19 protein-coding genes and 1 pseudogene are annotated in these 25,441 nt (G+C 40.5%); 3 read left to right on the top strand and 17 right to left on the bottom strand.

The window, feature by feature from the left end; translation table 11 throughout:
• Positions 1-9: 9 nt before the first annotated feature.
• From BT_RS01890 to BT_RS01820, 15 genes and pseudogenes are all read right to left on the bottom strand, one after another.
• The gene (locus tag BT_RS01890) at positions 10-1,326 is read right to left on the bottom strand and encodes a hypothetical protein (protein WP_011107237.1); all 1,317 of its coding nucleotides are present in this window, start codon (positions 1,324-1,326) and stop codon (positions 10-12) included.
• Positions 1,326-2,342 (bottom strand): Coenzyme F420 hydrogenase/dehydrogenase, beta subunit C-terminal domain, encoded by a 1,017-nt coding sequence (locus tag BT_RS01885; protein WP_162303147.1) that lies wholly within the window; start codon positions 2,340-2,342, stop codon positions 1,326-1,328. Before BT_RS01885 ends, BT_RS01890 begins: the two co-directional genes overlap by 1 nt.
• Before the next feature lie 173 nt (positions 2,343-2,515).
• On the bottom strand, positions 2,516-3,676 hold the full coding sequence (locus BT_RS01880) for a polysaccharide pyruvyl transferase family protein (RefSeq protein ID WP_011107235.1): 1,161 nt from the start codon (positions 3,674-3,676) through the stop codon (positions 2,516-2,518).
• A gap of 2 nt (positions 3,677-3,678) precedes the next feature.
• Complete coding sequence (locus BT_RS01875) at positions 3,679-4,812, bottom strand: hypothetical protein (RefSeq protein ID WP_011107234.1); 1,134 nt, start codon at positions 4,810-4,812, stop codon at positions 3,679-3,681.
• A 721-nt stretch (positions 4,813-5,533) separates the two neighbouring features.
• The gene (locus BT_RS01870) at positions 5,534-6,727 is read right to left on the bottom strand and encodes a UDP-N-acetyl glucosamine 2-epimerase (RefSeq protein ID WP_011107233.1); all 1,194 of its coding nucleotides are present in this window, start codon (positions 6,725-6,727) and stop codon (positions 5,534-5,536) included.
• 2 nt (positions 6,728-6,729) lie between these two features.
• Entirely contained in the window at positions 6,730-7,935 is a 1,206-nt protein-coding gene (locus tag BT_RS01865; protein WP_011107232.1) for an NAD-dependent epimerase/dehydratase family protein, read from the bottom strand.
• A 7-nt stretch (positions 7,936-7,942) separates the two neighbouring features.
• Entirely contained in the window at positions 7,943-8,992 is a 1,050-nt protein-coding gene (locus BT_RS01860) for a polysaccharide biosynthesis protein (protein WP_011107231.1), read from the bottom strand.
• A gap of 34 nt (positions 8,993-9,026) precedes the next feature.
• The gene (locus BT_RS01855) at positions 9,027-10,100 is read right to left on the bottom strand and encodes an NAD-dependent epimerase/dehydratase family protein (RefSeq protein WP_011107230.1); all 1,074 of its coding nucleotides are present in this window, start codon (positions 10,098-10,100) and stop codon (positions 9,027-9,029) included.
• Positions 10,101-10,104: 4 nt separating this feature from the next.
• Entirely contained in the window at positions 10,105-11,421 is a 1,317-nt protein-coding gene (locus BT_RS01850; protein WP_011107229.1) for a nucleotide sugar dehydrogenase, read from the bottom strand.
• A gap of 34 nt (positions 11,422-11,455) precedes the next feature.
• Positions 11,456-13,381 (bottom strand): polysaccharide biosynthesis protein, encoded by a 1,926-nt coding sequence (locus BT_RS01845; protein WP_011107228.1) that lies wholly within the window; start codon positions 13,379-13,381, stop codon positions 11,456-11,458.
• Positions 13,382-13,434: 53 nt separating this feature from the next.
• Entirely contained in the window at positions 13,435-13,794 is a 360-nt protein-coding gene (locus BT_RS01840) for a UpxZ family transcription anti-terminator antagonist (protein ID WP_011107227.1), read from the bottom strand.
• 6 nt (positions 13,795-13,800) lie between these two features.
• Positions 13,801-14,379: a UpxY family transcription antiterminator gene (locus BT_RS01835; protein WP_011107226.1), complete on the bottom strand. Its 579-nt coding sequence runs from the start codon at positions 14,377-14,379 to the stop codon at positions 13,801-13,803.
• 351 nt (positions 14,380-14,730) lie between these two features.
• Positions 14,731-15,677: pseudogene (locus BT_RS01830) on the bottom strand (tyrosine-type DNA invertase cluster 3b).
• Between the two features lie 112 nt (positions 15,678-15,789).
• Positions 15,790-17,340: an ATP-binding protein gene (locus BT_RS01825; RefSeq protein ID WP_008766109.1), complete on the bottom strand. Its 1,551-nt coding sequence runs from the start codon at positions 17,338-17,340 to the stop codon at positions 15,790-15,792.
• Positions 17,341-17,488: 148 nt separating this feature from the next.
• A complete protein-coding gene (locus tag BT_RS01820; RefSeq protein WP_008760658.1) occupies positions 17,489-18,460 on the bottom strand; it encodes a type I phosphomannose isomerase catalytic subunit in 972 nt (323 codons plus the stop codon).
• Between the two features lie 228 nt (positions 18,461-18,688).
• Between BT_RS01820 and BT_RS01815 the strand changes: the two genes are divergently transcribed.
• Genes BT_RS01815 through galK form a run of 3 tightly spaced genes read left to right on the top strand, consistent with a single transcriptional unit; the run spans position 18,689 to position 22,347 of the window.
• Positions 18,689-19,786, top strand: a complete 1,098-nt coding sequence (locus BT_RS01815; RefSeq protein ID WP_008766110.1) for an aldose epimerase family protein — start codon at positions 18,689-18,691, stop codon at positions 19,784-19,786.
• Between the two features lie 52 nt (positions 19,787-19,838).
• Positions 19,839-21,149, top strand: coding sequence for a sugar MFS transporter (locus tag BT_RS01810; protein ID WP_008760657.1), 1,311 nt, complete (start codon positions 19,839-19,841; stop codon positions 21,147-21,149).
• 43 nt (positions 21,150-21,192) lie between these two features.
• On the top strand, positions 21,193-22,347 hold the full coding sequence (gene galK / locus BT_RS01805) for a galactokinase (RefSeq protein ID WP_011107224.1): 1,155 nt from the start codon (positions 21,193-21,195) through the stop codon (positions 22,345-22,347).
• Between the two features lie 119 nt (positions 22,348-22,466).
• On the opposite strand, the gene BT_RS01800 is transcribed toward galK, so the two are convergent.
• Together BT_RS01800 and BT_RS01795 are read right to left on the bottom strand one after the other, a co-directional pair.
• Entirely contained in the window at positions 22,467-23,411 is a 945-nt protein-coding gene (locus BT_RS01800) for a glycoside hydrolase family 43 protein (RefSeq protein WP_172461659.1), read from the bottom strand.
• Between the two features lie 22 nt (positions 23,412-23,433).
• Entirely contained in the window at positions 23,434-25,416 is a 1,983-nt protein-coding gene (locus BT_RS01795; RefSeq protein WP_011107222.1) for an alpha-L-arabinofuranosidase C-terminal domain-containing protein, read from the bottom strand.
• Positions 25,417-25,441 lie beyond the last annotated feature (25 nt).

Genomic DNA, 25,441 nt, shown 5'->3' with positions numbered 1-25,441 from the left:
ATGACTATTTTACATAACAAATCCGATTAGTAAATAGAAAACTAGCAAAGCTATAGTCAATTGTTTCATCCAATTAGAACCAGATTCTTCCTTCATTTTTATAAAGCAAATATACAATATTGGAAAAACTGGCATCATACGCCTTACGTCAGCATGAGCTGTATTCGCCATGAGAAATACTAATACAACCAATAAAAGAAGTTTCTCAGAAAAATTCATCTTTCCCCAAAAGCCTTTAAACAACATTCCAATTATAGTGACATAAAAAATGCAGAACCAAAATACACTGTTAAAAGTGAATACACTAGACATCACAAAACTAGAGAAAGAATCAGCAATGCTTATTACAGAAAAAGGTGGGAATGGTTTGACCATTGCAAATAGTAACAATGCAATCTGACTGATACCAGGAGGCAATTTCATCAATTTTGAGACCATACCATCTCCACTATTCTCAAAAGACAATTCCGAATAATCATTAATTTCTTGGACCGTCTGATCAAAGATCGAAAAGGACATTACTACACCTACAAGTACCAATAATGCAGGAATAAATACTACCAAGGAGATTTTTCGAGAGCGATCAGTAGTGGAAATAATATACATGTAGTAACCTAAAAACACAAACAAAAAGAGTCCAGAATATAGTCTTATGCCCCAAGTTATGAGTATGCAAATAATAAGAACTATCAGATTCCTTATCTCAAACTTTGATATAATTATCGCAGTTGATACAAGATAAAAATAAACGATTGTGATATCTCTAATAATAACTGAAGAATAAAACAAAAAATGAGAACCGAATGCAAAAAGAAGAGAGTATTTGAAAGCTTGTTCGAAGCCAAATTGTCTTACAAGGATTCTATACAGCATCATTATTGACATTAATCCAAATAATGTCTGTATTAATGTCATAAACAGTACAGAAGATCCTCCTAAATAATTGTTAGCAAATGTACAAACGGCTAATACAGAACTGTTATATAAAGCATTATTATCAGATAGCTCTAAATAACAGTTCCGTAATTGATCAAAATTGTAATAATTAACATTCGAAAAACAATAACTTTGAATATATCGAGACGGATCTGATACTATAAAATGATGAGATGCGTCAAAGGAATAACTGAAAATCAAAGCAGCAATAAAATAAACAGGAATAATTATCGCCATCAGTCTTTTACCACGAGCTAAATCATTACCCCCAAATGACAATAAGTGCAGTCGGCATGCTAATGTAATAACAATGCCTGCAACAAATACAGAAAAATGCCCGTCAAATATCCCTATTATAAATGCAAATAATATGGAAATTATTAAGTTCATTACTTTAACTTCTTGATAATATTTACCAATGCAACAGGCATATAGTTTTTAGCCTTATTTCTCAGTGTCTGCGTACGTCTGAAATATTTCTTCGCAATGTATTCAAAGCCAAAATTCTGCAATTCATCATACACCACACTTCTGACCTCTGGTCGTAATGTAGGCTTATACAAATTCTTGTTTTCACTAGCCTTAACACACTCTTCATCTACAGCGTTAAATTGTACTCCGTTTCTGTGAAGGACATCAACTATTCTTTTACCATGCTCACTGTTTACTATAATCAATGACAATCCTTCATCATGCTTCAGATCTGGCCTCTTGAACTGATACCCCCAAAAATCACCCATAGTAATGTCACCAGGGCGACGCATTGAAGAGAAGGGACAAGAATAACAACTCTCTCTTTCAATGTAGCCACCGAGAAAAGCCATAAAATATTCTGAGAGCTTGTTAATTAGATAGTAGTCTTTTCTTTTGTCATTTGAATATTCAATAGTATATCTAAGTGTAATAGACCACCCATTCCTTTTCTTGTCTCTGAAATTGATATCCACAAGCTTTCCGTTATGCTTTTTCTCAAGGAAGTCGATATAAGCATCAAACATTTTACTACTTGGAACACCATGACAAATTACATCTGCTGTATAAAGATTATCATAATCTTTTCCTAGATACCTCTTCAGTCCATGAACCTGACAAGGAGTACCCGTATACAAAACCAATCGTCCTTTATCTAATTCTTTCTTGCACTCTACGTATGTATCTCTTATTTCACTTTGGAAATATTTAGAACCAATTGTTTTTTGTATATCAGATTCTGTGGACACTCCAATGTGGTATAGCTTATGCTCATCATCTAATGATGCTCCAAAAACGATTCCTCCTTGTGAAATTATCCACTTTGCAAGTGATGGATATATTCCACCAGAAGAGCTATTCACAATATCTGTTTTGTTTGTATTGTAAGCACCATAGAACGTGTGAGGATAATCTGACTCAACCATATTTTCCATAGGGCAAACCTTTGCACACAAGCTGCAATCTATGCAAGCTTCACGATTGTTTACAATAGGGAAAAAAAAGCCGTCCTTATCCTGTGACATTCTAAGGCATTGCTTAGGACACTTGTGTACACATGCAGAACAACCGCAACAATACGACGCATTTATATTATTGAGATATTTATTCATGATTTTATATTCTTTTCTATTTCATTAAGTGCACCGTCAAGAAATAGCCTAGATTTTCTTTGTTCTTCCTCAAGTTGTATATGTGTAAAAGAATAGTCTATATTATTTTGTAGTGCATTAATTATTTCATCAACCCCAGAGCAATACTGGCTTTGAAGATTAAATATTTTGAGGAGAGAAGTAATTCGTGAAGTTTGTGAAACTCTTCTAACATGAGTTCGTTTTGTGACAACAAACTGCTTATCGTACAAAATAGAGAAAATGCTCCCATGAAAAGAGTCAGTCAATACATAATCCGCATGCTTAATCAAGTTTACAAAATCAAGGGGATCCGCAAGTTCATATTTCCCATTTTTGATAAGGTCACAATCTTCTTCATACGGAAGCACCATAACACACTTGCCATTTGCTATTCTATTTATACAAGTGACTATATCTTCATTTAATTTACCTAAAAAATAGCAGAAAACATATGGTTTTGTTGGCACCTGCTTAGATTCTATCGCTAATAATGAGTCCCAAAATCCCTTCCCTTGTAATAGAGTAGGGTCTAAAACTTGCATCGCTTCAATACCATACTGCTTTTTGAGAACATTCTTTGCATCTTCTTCTCGAACAGATAGATAAATAAAATCTTTTACATATTTTTCTACCTCTCTAATGTAATAATACGGTGGATTATCTAACCCAATACTTGGAGCATATGCTATCTTTTTCTTCTTATCGATACCATAAAGGAAATTTAACGGTAGTAAAGGCATTTTCAAAGCAGACCAAATCTGATCACTTCCACAAATGTATGCATCAAAACGCTCTTTTCTAAAGAGTAATAAGCGACTTATACATCCAAACGAAATATGAGAGTTCACAAAAGAATGAATATACTGCCTCAATTTAGGTGGTATATTTCTTTGAGAGGATAGATTTTTAGCTCTGTCTGTAAGATATTGTCTCTTTTCTTTATCTGTTATCTTATACCATTTCAATAAGACTTTATCATATAGAAGTTCTATTGCACGAATAATTTTATTCGATGATTTTACCTTGCAGAAAACCGTCACATGACCTTTTGCATTCAAATAGTCATTCATTGCCAATGTCTGCAGTTCAGAACCATAATTACCGTTATCAAAAAATGTAATGATTGCAATTTTCATTATCAACAATATTTCTTAAAAAATGCTTGAAGATTACTATTCATTCTTATAATAGAAGGATGATAATACCCAATAGGTTTTATCTCTACTTTAGTAATTGCTTCAGCTATCTTTTCTGGTGTGTATTCATGGTAGAACTGCCAGCCTCTGGACATCGGAACGTCGTAAAAAGCCTCTGCATATCCAAGAACGACAGACAAATCGTGACACATATACGTTATTACCTTTGACGGGAAAGAGTTGTTGGCGAAATTTGGACGCATAACATTTGAACTGAGCCCTATATGACAAGAAAATAAGAAGTCATCAAGTTCTTTTCCCGACTTATAGCCATCATATTTGATACGTTCACTGCCCACATCATTATTTACTTCTGAAATCTTTAATTTGAGTTTTTTCATGTTTTCTTCAGATCCAAATCCTAGAATATGCAGAATGTAGTAATCTGGTAAAAATTTAGCAGATTCTACAGCAGTCATAGCCCCTAGTTTTTTCATCTCAATTGTACCTGCATACACAACATGAATTTTCCCATCATTGAAACGATCTATTGTTCTAGTTGGAATATTCCCGACACCCAAACTGACGACAAATTTACCTGTTTCCAATTTTAAGCCTTGTGGTATTCCATCGTTGACACAAATATGTAGATCCATTTTTTTAATGGAATCTATTTCATCTTCTACCCATGGACGATCAGTAACCGCAGAATAACCATAGATCTCTTCTACTTCAATAATTACATTCCTTTTTACAAGTCTTTTTAGTTTAGCTACTAATAATGTGAGTTCTACACTATGATATAAGACTAATGTATCCTCAGCTGAGAAATTGAATAGGAAATAGTACGTAAATATGATTTTCTTAATCAAAAAATCCATTTTTTTAAGAATTCGACTATTCCCTCTAATACCAGTCAAGTATGTTAGTTTGCATTCTTGCGAAGTCTTGTTGATATTCATATATACCCCTGTGCTTCCTTTTTTTTTGACAAATGAGATTATTTCAGGAGTATGACCACTTCTTTTTAATTGGTCAACTACATAATGCATTTTAAGATTACCCGGGACATTTCCTACGAATTTATCTTTATCTTCATCGGCTATATACCAGCCTATATAATATACCTTCTTCATATATATTTAAACTCCTAATAAAAACACTAAGTGATTTCCTTTCATAAGTTTGTAAATAACATCACAGAATCAATATGTTATAATACATAAAAGGAGAGAGATCATCACCAATACTACTGGTTGCAGCTTGTCTAATGATACATATTTCCAATTACGCTATATATAACGAGAGAACCTAAATAAACTGGTAACCTATATCTACTATATCAACAAAATATTTTTAAAGATTTCCCTTCCATATTATTGATATGATAACTATATTACAATATACAAAGCCAGTTGTACGTAAGTCGAACAACTGACGCAAGCGAGGATGTATGTCTTGGCTTGATCCGAGAATTCGTCAAGGAATTTATTGTCTATTATCATTGGAAGAAATGTAAAATCGTTAAAACTCTTTCTGGAACAAGTGGCGGGATTGAACCTCATACTCAACGAAGTACTACCTATAACCTTCTTCTTTATACGTGATAGTTTCGGTGGAGGCTTCTATTCAGTTTCAAGTTAATGGTTGGTAAAGCCCCCAGATTATCTACGATGAGTGATATTCCTATTACAAAGTTATTTACATTTATCAATTGTATTTTTATTTCTAAATATTTTACAAACGTTCCTTCTGTCATTTTAATGAGTTATAAATATTACCAAAAATATAAACACAGCCCAAGCCATGACAACAGAAGGGACATCACATCTAAATACAACTACCACAGAACTGAGGCTATAAAACTTTTCTCCATACCATCTTATTAACCACTCCCACATAAGATTGAATGATCTTAACGACTTTCGTTGAAACATTCTCGTCAACATAACTTGGAACTGGTATGCCGTGGCTACCATCCTTTGCGAGCTCTACCGCAAGTTCTACGCTCTGTACCAGTCCCTTAGTGTCAATACCAGAGAGGACAAAGCACGCTTTGTCCAAGGCCTCAGGGCGCTCAGTAGAGGTGCGGATACAGATGGCTGGAAATGGACGACCTATTGAAGTAAAGAAGCTACTCTCCTCTGGGAGGGTGCCTGAGTCAGATACTACCGCAAAGGCATTCATCTGGAGGCAGTTGTAATCATGAAAGCCGAGAGGTTCATGCAGGATCACACGATGGTCAAGTTTGTAACCTGATGCGGCAAGACGGTTGCGTGAACGTGGGTGACAAGAGTAGAGAATTGGCATATCGTACTTCTCAGCCATAGCATTGATGGCATTGAAGAGAGAAAGGAAATTCTTCTCGGTATCAATATTCTCTTCACGGTGAGCACTCAACAGAATATACTTACCTTTTTCAAGTCCCAAACGATTGTGAACGTCAGATGCCTCAATTTCTGCAAGGTTCTCGCGGAGTACCTCGGCCATTGGAGAACCAGTAACGTAAGTACGTTCTTTAGGGAGTCCACAGTCAGCCAGGTATCGGCGAGCATGCTCAGAGTAGGCCATGTTGACATCAGAGATGATATCTACGATGCGTCGGTTGGTCTCCTCTGGAAGACATTCGTCTTTACAACGGTTTCCAGCTTCCATATGAAAGATAGGAATGTGCAAACGTTTAGCTCCAATAATACTAAGACACGAATTAGTATCGCCTAACACAAGCACACCATCAGGCTTTGTCTGCGCAAAAAGTTTATAGGAACAGTTGATGATATTGCCACAAGTGGCTCCCAAATCATCGCCTACAGCATCCATATATACTTCAGGCTTTGCCAACTTCAAATCTTTAAAGAATATTCCGTTGAGGTTGTAGTCGTAATTCTGACCAGTATGGGCAAGAATCACATCAAAATACTGACGACATTTGGTGATAACAGCTGCCAAACGGATAATCTCGGGACGAGTACCCACTACGATGATAAGCTTCAACTTACCATTATCCTTGAACTTTATATCTGAATAATCTAATTTGGGTTGTTTTTCCATGATCATTTTTTCACTTTATCAAAGTATGTATCCGGTTTATCCGGGTTGAATATCTCATTGCAGTACATAACCGTTACCAAGTCTTCCGTATCGGAGAGATTGATGATGTTATGGGCATATCCGGGAAGCATGATAACAGACTGTATTTTGTCACCACTCACCTCGTAGTTCAACACTTCGTCTGTACCTTCCTTGCGGAGTTGGATGAGCCCATGACCGCTGACAACGATAAATTGTTCCCATTTGGTATTGTGCCAATGTTCCCCCTTAGTAATACCCGGTTTGGAGATATTTATACTTACCTGACCACAGTTCAAGGTATGTACAAGTTCTGTAAATGAACCACGCTGATCTACATTCATCTTCAGATCAAAAATTGCTTTTTCTTTGGGCAAATAACTCAGATAAGTACTATACAATCTTTTGGCAAACGAATCTGACGGGATTTCAGGAATCATCAGCGTCTTTGGCATTTCTGCAAACTGATGCAGCAAATCAACTATTTCGCCTAATGTAACCTTATGGGTAACCGGACAATAACAGTACCTGCCATCCACCAATGGATGTACGTCAAGACCTTCAAACTCGCAATGATGTTCCTCGCCTTTCAAAGCATGAATCATCTCGTCTACGAGATCGTCAATATAAAGCAGCTCCAGTACTACACTTGAATCACTGACTTGTATAGGAAGGTCGTTAGCGATATTGTTGCAGAATGTAGCAACAGCACTGTTGTAGTTGGGACGACACCATTTGCCATAAAGATTCGGGAAACGATAAACCAATACCTTGGCTCCTGTATCCTTACCGTATTGTAGAAAAAGATCTTCACCTGCCTTTTTGCTGCGACCGTATTCACTGTTACCGAAACGACCAGTCAGAGAAGCTTGTGCACTGGAAGAGAGCATGACAGGACAAGTATTATGATGTTTCTTCAGTGTATCAAGCAATGTGCTTGCAAAACCGAAATTGCCTTTCATAAACTCGACATTCTCTTTGGGACGGTTCACTCCAGCAAGGTTAAACACAAAGTCGGCTTTCTGACACCAGGCATCTAATTGTTCGGAAGTGGAATCGATATCGTATTCAAAGACCTCCTCAATCTTCAGATCGCCATAGCAACGAGCCTTTCCGTTTTTGATATTATTAAGTTGAGCACAAAGATTTCTACCAACAAAACCTTTGGCACCAGTAACTAAAATATTCATAACTCTACTATTGTACGAAATTACCCTCGCCACTCAATTCCTTTTGAATGTAATCAAGAGCGGCTATTTTAACCTTGGTCTCTTCTACATTCAATATATAAGTATTATTAGAATTGAACTCCGTAAGTGTGTTACGTTCCGTTTCACCTTCTTTGAAGAACTTATCATAATTCAAGCCACGATTATCAGCAGGCACACGATAGAAATTACCCATATCTTCAGCCTTGGCACATTCTTCATTGGTAAGCAATGTCTCATACATCTTCTCACCATGACGGATACCGATAACCTTGATGTCTTCTTTCTTGCCACCAAATAATTCACAAACAGCCTCTGCCTGAGTCTGGATGGTACAAGCCGGAGCTTTTTGAACAAGGATATCACCATTCTGCCCATGTTCAAAAGCAAAGAGCACAAGGTCTACCGCCTCTTCCAACGACATGATAAAGCGGGTCATCGTAGGCTCAGTCAAAGTTACAGGATTGCCATTGCGAATTTGCTCTATCCACAGAGGAATTACAGAACCACGAGAACACATCACATTGCCATAACGCGTACAGCAAATCTTGGTCTTACCAGAGTAGCGGCTCTTAGCTACTGCAATCTTCTCCTCAACAGCTTTCGTGATACCCATAGCATTGATAGGATAGGCAGCCTTATCCGTAGATAGACATATCACAGCACCAACGCCAGCCTCGATAGCAGCCGTCAAAACGTTATCTGTACCGATTACATTGGTTTTCACTGCTTCCATGGGGAAGAACTCACAACTTGGAACCTGCTTCAAAGCCGCAGCGTGAAAGATATAGTCAACTCCAGGCATTGCGTTCTTACATGACTGCAAATTACGTACATCGCCAATAAAGAACTTGATTTTGTGTGCCACATCAGGATACTTTACCTGATATTCGTGACGCATATCATCCTGCTTCTTCTCATCTCGTGAAAAAATACGGATTTCTCCGATGTCGGTACGAAGGAAACGATTCAAAACTGCATTGCCGAAGGAACCTGTTCCACCAGTAATCATAAGGGTTTTACCTGCAAAAATACTCATAATGATTTTATCTTTTTATTTTTATATAATCAACCTATGGATGGTATTTGAATGTGCCATAATACTTAGCATACCACCCTGCAAACTTCCTCAATCCCTCACGTAATGATGTTGACGGTTTAAATCCAAAATCTTGCTGCAAAGGAGTAGTATCAGCATATGTCACAGGCACATCTCCAGGTTGCATCGGTACTAGTTCTTTGTAGGATTCAAAGTCATAGTAGTTGGGAAGTACACCTGCACGGATAAGTTCATCCTGAAGGATAGTAACGAAATCAAGAAGATTTTCAGGTGAGTTATTCCCAATGTTATATACCTTATACGGTGGCACCGGAAGTCCATCCTCACCATTCCGTTTCTCCGGTGCATGCTGCATAATACGAACTATGCCTTCTACAATATCGTCTATATAAGTAAAGTCGCGCTTACAATTGCCGTAATTATAAATTTGTATGGTCTCACCCTTTAATAGCTTGTTGGTAAAGCTAAAATAAGCCATATCAGGACGACCGCAGGGACCGTAAACGGTGAAGAATCGCAGACCTGTGCTTGGTATGTTATAGAGCTTGCTATAAGCATGAGCCATTAACTCATTGCTCTTTTTAGTAGCAGCGTAAAGTGATACTGGATTATCTACCTTATCATCGGTACTATAAGGCACTTTCTTATTGCACCCATACACACTACTGGAAGAAGCATATACTAAATGCTCCACGCTATGATGACGACAGGACTCTAAGATGTTATAAAATCCAATAAGATTACTTTCAATATAGGCATCAGGGTTAGTGATGCTATAGCGTACACCGGCTTGTGCAGCAAGGTTCACGACTACCTGAGGATGGTAGTTAGTGAAAATAGACTCAACAATTTCCTTTTTAGCAATACTGTCTTTTATGAAAACAAATCTGTCACCGTAAGCAGACAATTCTTGTAAGCGTTCATACTTTAAACGTACGTCATAGTATTCGGTAATATTATCAATACCGATGACTTTCACGGTATCAAACTCATTCAGCAAACGTTTTACCAAATTGGCTCCAATAAAACCGGCTGCACCCGTCACTAGAACCACTTTGTTCTCTAAACTAACATTGTATGTTACCATAAAGTTAATCTCTTTGGAAAATGTCACGAGTATATACCTTCTCTTTCACATCATCCAGACAAGCATCGTAACGGTTGGCAATTATGGCCTGACTTATTTCCTTAAACTCGACCAGATTATTGATCACTTGACTTCCAAAGAAAGTTTCACCATCTTGCATAGTGGGCTCGAAAATCACAATAGTAGCCCCCTTTGCCTTGATACGCTTCATAATCCCTTGAATGGCACTTTGACGGAAGTTGTCAGAATTGGACTTCATGGTCAAACGATATACACCAATGGTTATTTTTTGCTCTTTCTGGGCATCCCATGAACAGGAGGCAGTATAATAACCCGCTTTACGCAGCACTTGATCTGCTATGAAGTCTTTTCTTGTACGGTTACTTTCGACAATAGCAGTCATCATGTTCTGAGGTACATCCTGATAATTAGCCAAGAGTTGTTTCGTGTCTTTAGGCAAACAATAACCGCCATAACCAAAGGATGGATTATTATAATGTGTGCCAATACGAGGATCCAGACCAACACCTTGTATGATTGATTGAGAATCCAAACCTTTCATCTCTGCATAAGTATCAAGTTCATTAAAATAACTGACACGTAAAGCAAGGTAGGTATTAGCAAACAGTTTAACAGCCTCCGCCTCCTTTATACCCATAAAAAGAGTGGGAATATCTTTCTTGATTGCACCTTCCTGAAGCAATGCGGCGAAAGCATGTGCAGCTTTCTCTAGAGTGAGAACATCAGCAATGGCCTTAATAGCTTCGTTTTCCTCGTCAAACTGCTCACCATCAATTAGTTTTGGATATCCAACAATGATACGACTTGGATATAAGTTATCATAAAGGGCCATACTCTCACGAAGAAACTCCGGAGAAAAAAGCAAATTAAGCTTCTTAACTTCCTTTCGGGCATACTTCAAATAAAGTCCACGGCAATATCCCACAGGAATAGTAGACTTTATTACCATCACAGCATCAGGATTGACACTTAAAACAAGATCAATGACATCCTCTATATGATGGGTATCAAAATAGTTCTTCACAGGATCATAGTTAGTAGGAGCCGCTATAATCACAAAATCAGCGTCACTGTAGGCCTTGGCGCCGTCAAGCGTAGCGGTTAGGTTCAATGCCTTTTCGGACAAATATTTCTCTATATACTCATCCTGAATAGGCGATTGTTTACGGTTAAGCATATCTACTTTCTCAGGAATCACATCGACTGCCGTCACCTGATGATGTTGCGACAAAAGCGTTGCTATGCTAAGACCAACATAGCCGGTACCTGCAACAGCAATCTTCAATTCTTTTGTATCCATTGTTGATTTATGTTAGTGTTCAGAATTATTCTAGTTATCTATCCAAGACCTCAAATCTCGGTGAGTTCTTTGATTTAAACTCTGGTACCACTCTCTTCATTAGTTTCACTGTGTCCATGATCTGCACAGAACGAGATAGCTTCTCAAATTCTGTATAAGTATCAAGGATATCTGTATATTCATAATGACGTACCTTCGCTATCATTATCTTCTTATTCTCAGTAGGGATTGTGTTCTCTTTATCACTCAGGACTTCTTCATAAAGCTTCTCACCCGGACGAAGTCCCGTAAACTCTATCTCAATATCCTCACCCGGACGATAACCGGCCAATTCGATCATACGGGTGGCCAGATCAACAATCTTCACAGCCTTTCCCATCTCAAAGACAAAAATCTCATTGCCTTCACCCATAGTGGCAGCCTCCATTACCAGACGACAAGCTTCGGGGATAGTCATAAAGAAACGAATGATATCGGGGTGAGTCACTGTGACAGGACCGCCATTCTCAATCTGTTCCTTAAAACGGGGAATTACAGAACCGTTACTACCCAAGACGTTACCAAAGCGGGTAGTGATAAATTTGGTATGGCCTTTTACTTTTCCCTCACGGATAGCACATCCCAGACTCTGTACATAGATTTCGGCCAAGCGTTTCGAGCATCCCATGACATTGGTCGGATTCACCGCCTTATCGGTAGAAACCATGATCATCTTCTCAGCTCCGTATTCAACTGCCATATCGGCAACCTGGCGAGAGCCGACAACGTTGACCAGCACAGCTTCACAGGGATTCTCTTCCATTAACGGAACATGCTTATAAGCAGCGGCATGAAAGATGATCTGAGGCTGATAAGTTTCGAAGACCATACGGAGACGTTCTTTCACGCGGACGTCTCCAATGACAGGAACAAAATCAAGATCGGGATAATTCTTCTCAAATTCCAGGCGGACATTATGCAAAGGTGACTCGGCGGAATCAAACATGATCAGCTTCTTGATGTTCATCTGAGCCAGTTGCCGGCAAAGCTCGCTGCCAATACTACCGGCAGCTCCTGTCACCAGCACAACCTTGCCACAGAACTCAGTCATCACCTCCTCCATATTGATATGAATTTCTGAGCGACCCAGCAAGTCTTCAATTTTGATAGGGCGTACCCATTGGTGGAAACTGCCGTTTTCGTCAGCCTCACTGATACTCGGAGCAATCAACGTTTTCAATCCACTCCTTTTACAATACTGAAGCAGGCGGTCTTCCTCTTCACGGGTATTCTCGTAACGGGCAAACAGGATGCCGCCGATACACTTCTTATGAATAAGCTTGTTAAAGCACTCTTCATCCTTAAATGAATAAACGGGAAGATCAGCCACGCGTCGGATGGAGTCGCCCGTTCCGTAGATACAGAAGCCTACCACTTTATAGTGGGAGCTGTTCATTAGCCGGACTTTCAATGCCACACTCTTATCATCAATACCATAGATCAGAATATGCATATTCTTCTTATTCAGCATATTCAGCAGGAGTTCATAAACCAGAATCAGCTGAATACGGAAGCCTACCATGGCAATAAAAGTAAGCATACCATCAAACAGTACAAAGACTATTTTCTGACTATTATGCAGTCCCGTCTGAGGCAAGAAAAGCCAGATAGCCATTGCGATACAGACAGCTTTTATCAGCGCACTTCCGGCAAGTCTCCATAATTCCTTCAACTGGGAAAAGCGGATCGTATTACGGTAGGTATGGAATAAAAAGGAACCTAAGATACTGGAAATCACAGAAATCGCCAAAATATGAAAGAGAGAAGTGATTTCTTTAGAAGTCTCCGTTATATAATGAATGCCGATAAATGACACCCAGGTACAAATCAAAGCTATGAATGTATCAATTCCTAATACAATCCAATAACTAAAATAGTTTTTCTGCAAATATTGAACAAAACGGTCAAATGCGTGTTTCATAATTTAAATACCCCAATAAATTATAAAGTCTTTTTTCAAAAAAAGTAGATTTACTATGACAATAGTTTATCGTAGATTGTGTGTAACTGAATTTTCAATGGTGAAGGCAATTGGTTTTTCAGAATCATTTGCGAACGCCTCAGAACAGTCTTCTTCTTTGCCTCATCCTCTGAATTGGCATACATAGACACACTATATCCCATCAGAAGAGACAGACACAAAGCAGCTTCCTGCTCAGCAGTCTTACCGTGATAAGGATACAGATCATTGATCTGTTCATGGATCTCTTTATTAAGTAGTGAAAGATCGTCGACACATATACAGTCCATATTCTCACCCATATGAAGCAATGTATCAACTGTTTTTTGTAGTTTTTCTATTTTCTCCTGTATGCTATTATTGAAGGTCCCCATCACCTCTTAGTTTCTTTCGCCAATTTGCTCTACATATCCGATAGGCATATCGACACAAGCGCAGCCCAACATATCCAGCCGGACAGCAATCTTACTTTTGCCATCTAACGCAACTAGTTCTCCAACCAGTCCCGTCAAAGGACCTTTGATAACACGAACTTTCTTTCCACGAGCTAATGGAGAATAATTCATACAGATTGCCTCTTCCGAATAATCGAGCATAAAACGAAAACTCGCCATCTGATCATCAGGAATCACAGCAGGCTTTCCCTCACCACGCAACACCATGTAACGGCTTACCGTGGCAAGAGTTAAAGCAGCCATCCGTTCCTTCGGATCGGCATGAACAAACACCATCATCGGAAGAAGAACTGTTTCAACTAATTTACGGCGATCACTCCATTGATGGATTTCTTGCTGGACAGGAACAAAAGTCTCAATTCCCATTTTCCCCAAATATTCGGCTACTTTTTTTTCGTGATGTATGCGAACATGTGCCACATACCAGCGTTTTAAGCACGCTACGCCCTCCCCTGTCCCATTTTTGGTCCCGAGGATGGCTGATTTCTCTTTTGTTAGAATCATGTTTTTTTACCCCATATGTTTCCGTTACTTCTTAGGTAACGGAAGTGTATAAAGCATAAACGAACAATGAAAAAAGGTTGAAAAGCAGCAGCAAATATGTTGTCAAGAGAGTTACACCCTAAGTAGAAGGGTATATACCAATGGAAATTAGGTATATAAGGAGTGGGGCATGAAAATAAGTATTTTTCATGTCTAAAGATGTTTTTACCCTATATTTTAGATAAAACTAAAAAAAGTGGGCTTTAATTTGTTTCTTATTTGTGTTTTTGTCTATCTTTGCATCAAATTTACTTCCGTTACCTAAGAAGTAACAGAAACAGATCCATACTGACTATCAACTTATTAAATATTTTACACCCGTCCTATCCGACAGTTCTTCACGTAAGATAAATTCATTCGATTCACTTCTGTACGTTCCTGCAGACCAAAACCTTTCAGATAAATCTGAGTAGTCTTAATAGACTTATGCCCCAGCGACTCACTGATCATCTCAATAGGAACACCACGATACTTAGCGGTAGTAGCCCAGGAATGACGGATAGTATAGGAAGTGACGGGAGAAGTCAGCCGAAGAGCCTTTGCAAGTCTCTTCAGACGATTATTGAACCTGCGGAGAGCGGACTGATATTCCCGGTATGCACTTTCATCTTCTCTCTTCTTGTCGCCAAGAAGGATACTGAACAGATAGTCGGGACAATCCGGATGAGAAGGCTGACAGTTGCGAAGCCGGCTGATTATATCCTGTGCAGTATCCAGTACTTCCACACTCATCGGAGTTTTCGTCTTGATACGATTATACCGGATGATATTCCGTTCCAGCGAAGATTTCTCCAAATGAGCAAGGTCAGCGAAAGACATTCCGCAGAATTGAAACATCAAGGCAGCGATAGCCTGCGTACGACGCAAACGTTCCGATTTGGGATCTTCATAGAGGAGGCGATTAAGTTCTCCGACAGGCAACGCTTTCTTCTGGCAAATATCCACTCCCGTATAAACATCATGAAACAGACGATGCACATACGGAGCTCTGCCCGACTCCACTCCTCTATTATGATGCTACGAAGCATACGCATATACGTTGATACCGTATTCGGCTTCAGACCGGAACTATAAAGATACTGCCCGTAACAGCGCAAGCGTTCACGGGTGACTTGCCGGAAAGCAACATGGGTAGTGCCACAAAACTTGGTAAAAGAAAAAAGAGCATTCGTATAAACATGGGCCGTAGAATGACGCCCCTCTTTTCGTAAACGACCGATGTACGACTCCGCACAACGGCTAAATCCATTTTTATTCATATATATCACTAGTAAATTTATACAATGATAAGACGAAAAAAATGATTTAGCAACAGAAGTTTAAAACCTTTCCAAAAAAATTATATAAAACTGAATGGGGATAGAATTGATGCTACTCCACTATCCACTTCTCAATATTGCGTGTTTCTGAGCTAAAATTGACACCTATCTTGAAAAGTCGGCGTCCGTCTGCCTCAAAAGGAAGTGCATAATGCTTTTCATTAATCTGTTTGATAGCTTCTTCAGCAGTACCATCCAACTTAAATTCCATCACATATATGAATTTGTCAGTCTGTAAGACAAGATCGATACGCCCTTCACTTGTATGATATTCTACCTTAACGTAGAAGCCAATCAACTTGAAGACAATGAATAGTACATTCTGATAATGCAACTCCAAATCACGGGCCAACTCATAGGGAGTATCGGCAAAGAAGCTTTGCAGGCGATGAAAGAAAGCATCACAATCGCCTTGTTCGACTTCATGAATAAATTTAGTGATCTGAAACGGTGAATCTATCTGATCTACATTTGCATAAAATGGAAGCAAATATTTCATAAATCCTTCCTCTACTTCACGATTGGGAAAACCTAAACGATAAATTTTAAAACGACGGTCATAACCTTTTATCGTAAGATATCCACTTTGATAAATCACCGGAATAGGATTTTTTGAAGTGGAATCAATACTATTCAAAACATCGGAATCTGTTTCCACATTTACAACACGCCGGAGATCGTAATGACTACTTTTTAAAAGTTCAACCAAATAGGTCGGTGTACCTGTTTCAAACCAGTAATCACCAAACTTCATTTGGTCAAATGTATTAAGCAAACTGAAGGGATTGTAAATACCGACAGAGTCTTCTACAAAATGGTAGCCATCATAACATGCTTTCAATTCCTTGCAAACTTCATCATAACTCATTTTCTGATTCCGAGCCAGTTCATGAAGTTCTTTTTCCAGATTATCGTGGATTTCTTTCTCCGTAATGCCGCAAATTTCAATAAACCGTTCATCCATTGATATATCTTTCAGATTATTCAAGTCACTGAAAATACTTACTTTACCGAACTTAGTGACACCTGTCAGCATAGCGAATTTGATGTAGCCATCTTTGCTTTTCAATGCACCATAAAATGGCTTCAATGTATTACGGTAGTACTTTTGCAATTCATCGTCACCAATGGCTTGCAACATGGGTTTGTCATACTCGTCCACCAAGATGACAACGCGCTGTCCTGTCTTCTCGCAGGCACGCTGTATAATACCCGCAAAACGCAGGGAAAACGAACGCTCGGAGGGTTCGGCTCCATATAGTTTCTCCCATGCTACCAATGACTTTTCGAGTATGTTATCAAGACTCTCGGGTACATCATATTTTTCGATATTGAGGTCCAGATGCAATATCGGATGCTTTATCCAATCCTTTTCAAGGGTCTCGATAGCCAGACCTTCGAAAAGTTCTTTCTTCCCCTGAAAGTAAGCTTCCAGCGTAGATATAAGCAAACTTTTTCCAAAGCGACGAGGGCGACTTAGAAAATAATATCTCCCTGTTCTTGCTAATTGATAAACCAATGCCGTTTTATCAATATAAAAATAATCATCCTTACGGAGACTCTCGAAGTTTTGTACACCAATCGGATAAATCTTGCTATTCATACTTTCTCTGATTATTTATTCATGTACCCAATTAGGAATATAATCGGGCATGCACAAAGATACACCTTTCTTTCTACAACGCAAAGCAGGCGAGAAAGTTTTTCTCGCCTGCCCGGTCTATACTTTTATCAATAATATTGTCTATTATTTACACGTATGTTTCCAGCAATTTTACGTTTCCAGCTTCCGGAGTAATTGTTACATCCTGTGTTGTAGCAGGAAGCAGAATAGATTCTCCGGCACCTACTTTCAGTTCATTACCTTCATTGTCTTTTATCTTGCATGCACCTTCCATACAAATGAAGATCACGAATGAATCGAGTTCTGAATAATCACAGCTGATTTCTTCGGTCATATCATACACGGAAGTAGTGAAGTACGGACAAGCTACAAGTTCTACCGGCTCATCTTTCACCGCTTCGTATTTGGTACGATAATCATCCAACACTTCGTAATTGATGGCTTCACGCGCCAGGTCAGTATGCAATTCACGAGTCTTTCCGTTTGCATCCTTACGGTTGAAGTCATAGATACGATAAGTAATATCCGAAGTCTGCTGGATTTCGGCAATAAACGCACCGGCGCCAATACTGTGCACACGTCCGGCAGGAAGGAAGAATACATCTCCCGGCTTGATCTCATACTCCTGCAATACGTCAGTGATCGTATTGTTCAGCACGCGCTCTTTATATTCTTTCGGGGTGATTTGCTCGGAAAATCCAGAACGCAGTTTCGCTCCTTTATCAGCATCCACTACATACCACATTTCGGTTTTACCCATTGAGTTGTGCCTTTTCTTTGCCAAATCATCTGCCGGATGCACCTGAATGGATAAATCCTGCTTTGCATCGATGAATTTGATAAGCAGTGGGAATTTATTGCCAAAACGAGCATAATTCGCTTCGCCAACCAGTTCCTCGCGATACTTTCTCACCATATCAGCCAGAGTTAAACCTTTGTCCGGGCCATTAGCCACAACAGATTCATTGTCCTCTACGCCGGAAATCTCCCAGCTTTCTCCTACTCCTTTCAAGTCTGAATTCAAATGCTTGAACGGAATAATTTTGTCGCCCCCCCAAAGCGTCTGCTTCAGAATAGGTTCGAATTTTAATGGATACATTTTTGTTTTTCTTGTTAATAAACTTAGATTAAATTCTCCCGGATTATAATAATCCGGGAACAAACATACGAAAAATTGTTCACTTTAAAAGAAAAGAAGGATGAAAAATACAGAAACCTAAGTGAGAACGCTAAACTTTCCTAAACTACCCACCATATTTAGCCGGAATAATTTGTGAGTAACAAAGAATTTACCTTTATTTGCAAGAAAATTTTAAGAATACCAGACATGAATAACACATTCCCAACGGAAGGGAATCTATCAGGGCTCAGCCGGAAAGATTTCCAAAAGGAGATAAATAATAAAGAAACTGATTTATTTATCCTCAAAAATAAAAAGGGAATGGAAGTCGCCGTAACTAATTACGGATGCGCCATTCTCGCTATCATGGTACCGGATAAAGATGGAAAATATGCAAACGTTGTCCTCGGACACGACAGCATAGACCACGTTGTCAACAGCCCGGAACCCTTCCTCAGCACTACTATCGGACGCTATGGCAACCGCATCGCCAAAGGAAAATTCACATTGTACGGAGAAGAGCACGAGCTCACCATCAACAACGGACCCAACTCCCTGCACGGAGGACCTACCGGTTTTCACGCCCGCGTTTGGGATGCCGACCAACTGGCTGAAAATATAATCCAGTTCAATTATGTTTCAGCCGACGGCGAAGAAGGTTTCCCCGGCAATCTGGAGGTTGAAATGGTTTATCGCCTGGAAGAAGAAGAAAATGCACTGGTAATCGAATATCGTGCCACAACTGACAAAGCTACTGTAGTCAACCTGACCAATCACGGTTTCTTCAATCTGGCTGGTATCAGCAATCCTACTCCTACTATCGAAAACAATATTGTTACTATCAACGCTAATTTCTACACGCCTATCGATGAAGTTTCTATCCCAACCGGAGAAGTTGCCAAAGTAGAAGGTACTCCAATGGACTTCACCACTCCGCATACCGTAGGCGAACGTATCAACGATAAATTCCAACAACTGATTAACGGTGCCGGATACGACCACTGCTACGTACTGAACAAGATTGAAACAGGTTCACTGGATTTGGCAGCTACTTGTTTCGAACCGAATAGCGGTCGTACCATGGAAGTATACACAACTGAAGCAGGTGTACAACTTTACACCGGTAACTGGCTGAATGGTTTCGAAGGTGCTCACGGTGCTACATTCCCTGCAAGAAGCGCTATCTGCTTCGAGGCACAATGTTTCCCCGACACTCCGAACAAACCTCATTTCCCCTCGGCTACTTTATTGCCGGGCGATGAATACCAGCAGGTGACTATCTACAAATTCGGTGTGGAAAAATAAAAGATAAAAAATAACTAACCTAATTTTATAAACTAACATTTTTAATAGAACCATGACACAAGAAAAAAAGAATGGAAAAATCATTGCCATTATCACGATGATTTTCCTTTTCGGTATGATTTCATTCGTTACTAACCTCGCAGCTCCTATGGGTATTGTGCTGAAGAACCAATTCGACGTATCCAATGCTTTGGGTATGCTGGGAAACTTCGGTAACTTTATAGCTTATGCAGTAATGGGTATCCCCAGCGGTATCTTGTTGCAACGTGTGGGATATAAGAAAACAGCACTTATCGCAGTAGCTATCGGTTTTATCGGCGTAGGTATCCAGTTCCTGTCCGGTCATTCAAGCCCTGAGATGGCTTTTGCCGTTTATTTGATTGGTGCATTCGTAGCAGGTTTCTCTATGTGTTTGCTTAACACTGTAGTAAACCCGATGTTGAACAAACTGGGTGGTGAAGGTAACAAAGGTAACCAGCTTATCCAGGTGGGCGGCTCTTTCAACTCTGTAATGGCTACCATCACTCCGATGTTCGTTGGTATCCTGATCGCCGGATCTATCGAAAAAGCTACTATCTCTCAGATTTTCCCTGTAATGTACACCGCAATGGCTGTATTCGCTTTCGCATTCTTCGTACTCCTGTTTGTACGCATTCCGGAACCGAACGCTGCTGCTACAACTGAACCAATCAGCACACTGATGAAAGGTGCTTTGAAGTTCCGTCACTTTGTATTGGGCGCTATCGCTATCTTTGTATATGTAGGTATTGAAGTAGGTGTACCGGGTACTCTGAACCTGTTCCTTACTGACCCTGTAGAAAAAGGCGGTGCCGGTATCGCTTCTACAATCTCCGGTTTCGTAGTAGGAACTTACTGGTTCCTGATGTTGATCGGTCGTCTGGCCGGTGCTTCACTCGGTGCAAAAGTTTCCAGTAAAGCGATGCTTACATTTACATCCGCTCTGGGATTGATTTTAGTATTCCTTGCTATCTTCTCTTCTACAGGAACATTGGTGAATCTGCCTGTACTACAACAAAGCGCAACTGGCGGTTTGTCATTCGGTTTTGCAGAAGTGCCCATTAACGCTATGTATTTGGTATTAGTTGGTCTCTGTACTTCTATCATGTGGGGTGGTATCTTCAACCTTGCTGTAGAAGGACTGGGTAAATATCTGGCTGCTGCTTCCGGTCTGTTTATGGTACTGGTATGCGGTGGAGGTATCCTGCCTGTAATTCAAGGATGGGTAGCTGACGTAGCCGGTTTCATGGCTAGCTATTGGGTAATTATCGCTGCTCTGGCTTACTTGCTGTACTACGGTCTGGTAGGTTGCAAGAACGTAAATAAAGACATTCCAGTAGAATAAAAAATCTGAATTTAATTTATTCACCTTATAAAATTGATTTATCATGGATATAGAACACGTAAGAAGTCGCTTCATTAAGCATTTTGATGGAACTACAGGATTTATATATGCCTCTCCGGGTCGTATCAACCTGATTGGCGAACATACTGACTACAACGGTGGATTCGTATTCCCCGGAGCTGTAGACAAAGGTATGCTTGCTGAAATCAAACCGAACGGCACTGACAAAGTAAGAGCTTATTCTATCGACCTGAAAGATTATGTAGAATTTGGTCTGAACGAAGAGGATGCTCCCCGTGCAAGCTGGGCAAGATACATTTTCGGTGTATGCCGTGAAATGATCAAACGTGGCGTAGACGTGAAAGGATTCAATACCGCTTTCTCCGGCGATGTGCCTCTGGGTGCAGGTATGTCTTCTTCTGCTGCTCTGGAAAGTACATATGCTTTCGCATTGAATGAACTGTTCGGTGAAGGTAAAATCGACAAATTTGAATTGGCTAAAGTAGGTCAGGCTACTGAACACAACTACTGCGGTGTAAACTGCGGTATCATGGACCAGTTCGCTTCTGTATTCGGTAAAGCTGGCAGCTTGATCCGTCTGGACTGCCGTTCACTGGAATATCAATATTTCCCATTCCATCCGGAAGGTTATCGTCTGGTATTGATGGATTCAGTAGTGAAACACGAACTGGCTTCTTCTGCTTACAACAAGCGTCGTCAGAGCTGTGAGGCTGCTGTTGCTGCTATCCAGAAAAAACATCCGCATGTAGAATTCCTGCGTGACTGTACAATGGATATGCTGGAAGAAGCGAAAGCTGATATCAACGCTGAAGATTATATGCGTGCCGAATATGTAATCGAAGAAATCCAACGCGTACTTGATGTTTGCGATGCGCTGGAAAAAGACGATTACGAAACAGTAGGTCAGAAGATGTACGAAACTCACCACGGTATGAGCAAATTGTACGAAGTGAGCTGCGAAGAACTTGACTTCCTGAACGATTGCGCTAAAGAATATGGTGTAACCGGTTCACGCGTAATGGGTGGCGGCTTCGGTGGTTGTACTATCAACCTTGTCAAGAACGAACTGTATGACAACTTCGTTGAAAAGACAAAAGAAGCTTTCAAAGCTAAATTCGGCAGAAGCCCGAAAGTATATGATGTAGTAATCGGTGACGGTTCACGCAAAGTAGAATAAGTTATTATTCATCAGAATTAAATAAGCAGGGCGTCTTTCCGGAATGGAAGGACGCCCTTACTTTTCAATTAACAAAAATCTAAAAACCTATTATCTAACCTAACCCTATAATTTCCTGTTTATTGTACGCCTTCCGTTGTCATCTGAATGCGTTTCATGGTACCGTCCTCGTTATAATACAAACGATCGATGCAGACGGAACGGCGGAAACTGCCTCCGGCTGTATTGATGCTTCCATTATGATAAATGAAATACCAGTCGCCCTTGAACTCGATAATAGCCTGATGATTGGTATTGGAATTGCCGGCTATCTCATTAAGGATGCCTTTGTATTCCCAAGGTCCGGTAATGCTACGGCTCATGGCGTAGCATATCTTTTCCGGAAATTCAGAAGCATATGAAAGGTAATACCAGTCTCCACACTTATGTATCCACGGAGCTTCCGTATATCGGGGCAGATGAACCGGTACGATAGGACCATCCAGCTCGATCATATTCTTTTTCAGTTTGACATAGTAGCATTGGGTATTCCCCCAATAAAGATATGCCTGTCCGTCGTCGTCAATAAAAACAGTCGGATCGATATCTTCCCAAGAGATCTTGGTAAATTCGGTCGTCATATCATTGGTGATCAGTGCGGAACCACGGGCATCCACAAAAGGACCGACAGGCGAATCAGATACGGCTACGCCGATAGATTTTCCGTGAATAGTGCCGTGTTCTACTGTCACATACCAATAGAACTTCCCGTCACGTTCTATCACCTGACTAGCCCATGCTTCCCCTTTTGCCCAACTAAAATCTTTGGCTTTCAAAGGTACAGGATGCTCCGTCCATGTCTTCATATCGGGAGACGAGAATACACACCATTCATTCAACTGGTAATGTTCTCTGGGAGGAGGACATTCATCATGTCCGGCATAAATGTACACCTTACCGTCATGCACCATAGCACCCGGATCGGCTGTATATTTATATTTTATGATGGGATTGCCATCGGCTACAAAAGTAGTGTCATTCTGCGCAGACAGCCCGGAAAAGGCTGCCAATGCACATGAAATCATAACTAGTTTAACGCTATTCATTTTATTTTTTCGTGAATTTATAAACTGCAAACGTGTTCGGTCCGAGTTCGGTGGTTAACGCATGACCATTGATCGTTACCGGTGTCTCCTGCGGAGTGATGGCAAACGGTTGTTCAAGCGTATTATCTTTGTCCTGATCGAGTGAGCTAAGAGTGATGCAACGTCCTTCGGACAATACATCCTGCTTTTTCAGACCTTCGAAAGTCAAGGATACAGGCTGTGTCTTATCGGAAGTATTAGCTACTTTGACAATCAGTTCGTTCTTATCCTTATCATAGACTGCACTGGCAAAAAGTCCGTTTTGTCCTTCCGCCCCTGTTACCGGTTTCTTGTTCATAGTGAGAGGAAGTACATTCGTTCCTTTGTTCTGTGCGTACAGCTGCTGCACATAATAACTTACGGTACGCACCGAGTTAAGATTATCAAACCAAATCATGTCCGGACGCCATTGCCATCCCTCCACATGAGCGAAAAGCGGCGCATAAGTAGCCATATGTACGATATCGGCATTACGTTCCAATCCGGTCATGAAGGCTGCTTCGAGCAAGGCAGCATGGAAGTGGTTCCATTTCTTTCCTTTTCCGTGACAAGCATATTCGCCGGCAAATACTTTCGGTCCTTTGCGGTCATAGTTATCATAGCGTGCTCCCTGACTGAGGAACCAGCTTTCGGGACGGTAGAAGTGTTCGTCTACCAGATCAGCTTTCAGACGTTTCATCTCAGGCCACAGGTAATCGAATTCTTTTCCTTCGGAGTTCGGGCCGGAACTGCCTACAATCATGATTTCCGGATGCGCCTTGCGAAGAGCCTTGATAAACGGTTCGAGACGTTCGGGATACTCTTTTCCCCACTGTTCATTACCGATGCCCAGATATTTCAAATTGAAAGGTGCCGGATGTCCCATATCGGCACGTACTTTCCCCCAAGTCGTGTTCACGTCTCCATTGGCAAATTCGATCAGATCGAGTGCATCCTGAATATAGCTGTCCAGGTCGCAAACTGCTACGTGAGCTTTTTCTTCATTGTTCTGATACTGACAGGCAAGTCCGCAGTTCAGGATCGGAAGCGGTGCCGCTCCCATTTCTTCAGAAAGAAGGAAATATTCATAGAATCCCAGTCCGTAGCTTTGATAATAATCCGGATAGAAACGATGGGTAAAGGTATATTGCCAACGATTTTCGTTCAATGGACGGTTTTCTACCGGCCCCACGGATTTCTTCCAGTCATAACGGGTTTCGAGATCCGTACCTTCAACGATGCAACCACCGGGGAAACGGAAGACTCCCGGATGAATATCCGCCAAAGCCTGCGCAAGGTCTTTGCGAAGACCGTTCTCATGTCCCTTCCAAGTATCGACAGGGAAAAGGGAAATATGCTCCAAGTCTACCGTACCCTGGGAAGCAAGGAAAATACGAAGCGTTGCTTTGGGATTGGTAACACCCGCTTTTAAGATTACCTGATACTTCTTCCAGTCTTTGGAATCAATGGTCAGTGTCTGAGAGGCAAAAGCCTGATGTTCGCCCATAGATTTGGTATCTACAAGTTCCACACGTATCTTTTCACCTGTACCTCCGTGCGGCAGACGTGCCCACACAGAGAAGCGGTATTCTTCACCTTGCTTAACCCCGATGCCGAAGAAGCCTTCATTATCCAGTCCGGTATGCTTGTGGGCATGTCCCGGATTATCAAGACGCACATAATGCGGATTGCGTTCAAAAGGACCGTCATCCTGCAAAGTCACCTTTCCATAAGTCTTCCATCCCATCAGACGCTGAGGGAATTCGAATGAACGGTTCTTTACCAGTTCGGCATAAAGTCCGCCATCGGCAGCATAATTGATGTCTTCAAAAAAGAGTCCGTACATTGTCGGCTGGATTTCAGCACCCAACTTCTTAGTCTGGATCACCATTTCATTGGTTTGCGCATGAAGCGCCATGCCGGTAGATAAGGCTAATGCAGCCAGTAATTCTGTGTATCTTCTCATGGTTTTCAATAAAAATTATATATAG

The sequence above is a fragment of the Bacteroides thetaiotaomicron VPI-5482 genome (assembly GCF_000011065.1).
GTDB lineage: Bacteria > Bacteroidota > Bacteroidia > Bacteroidales > Bacteroidaceae > Bacteroides > Bacteroides thetaiotaomicron.
The sequence above is the reverse complement of the archived record's forward strand: the minus strand, read 5'-3'. Positions and strand labels throughout refer to the sequence as shown.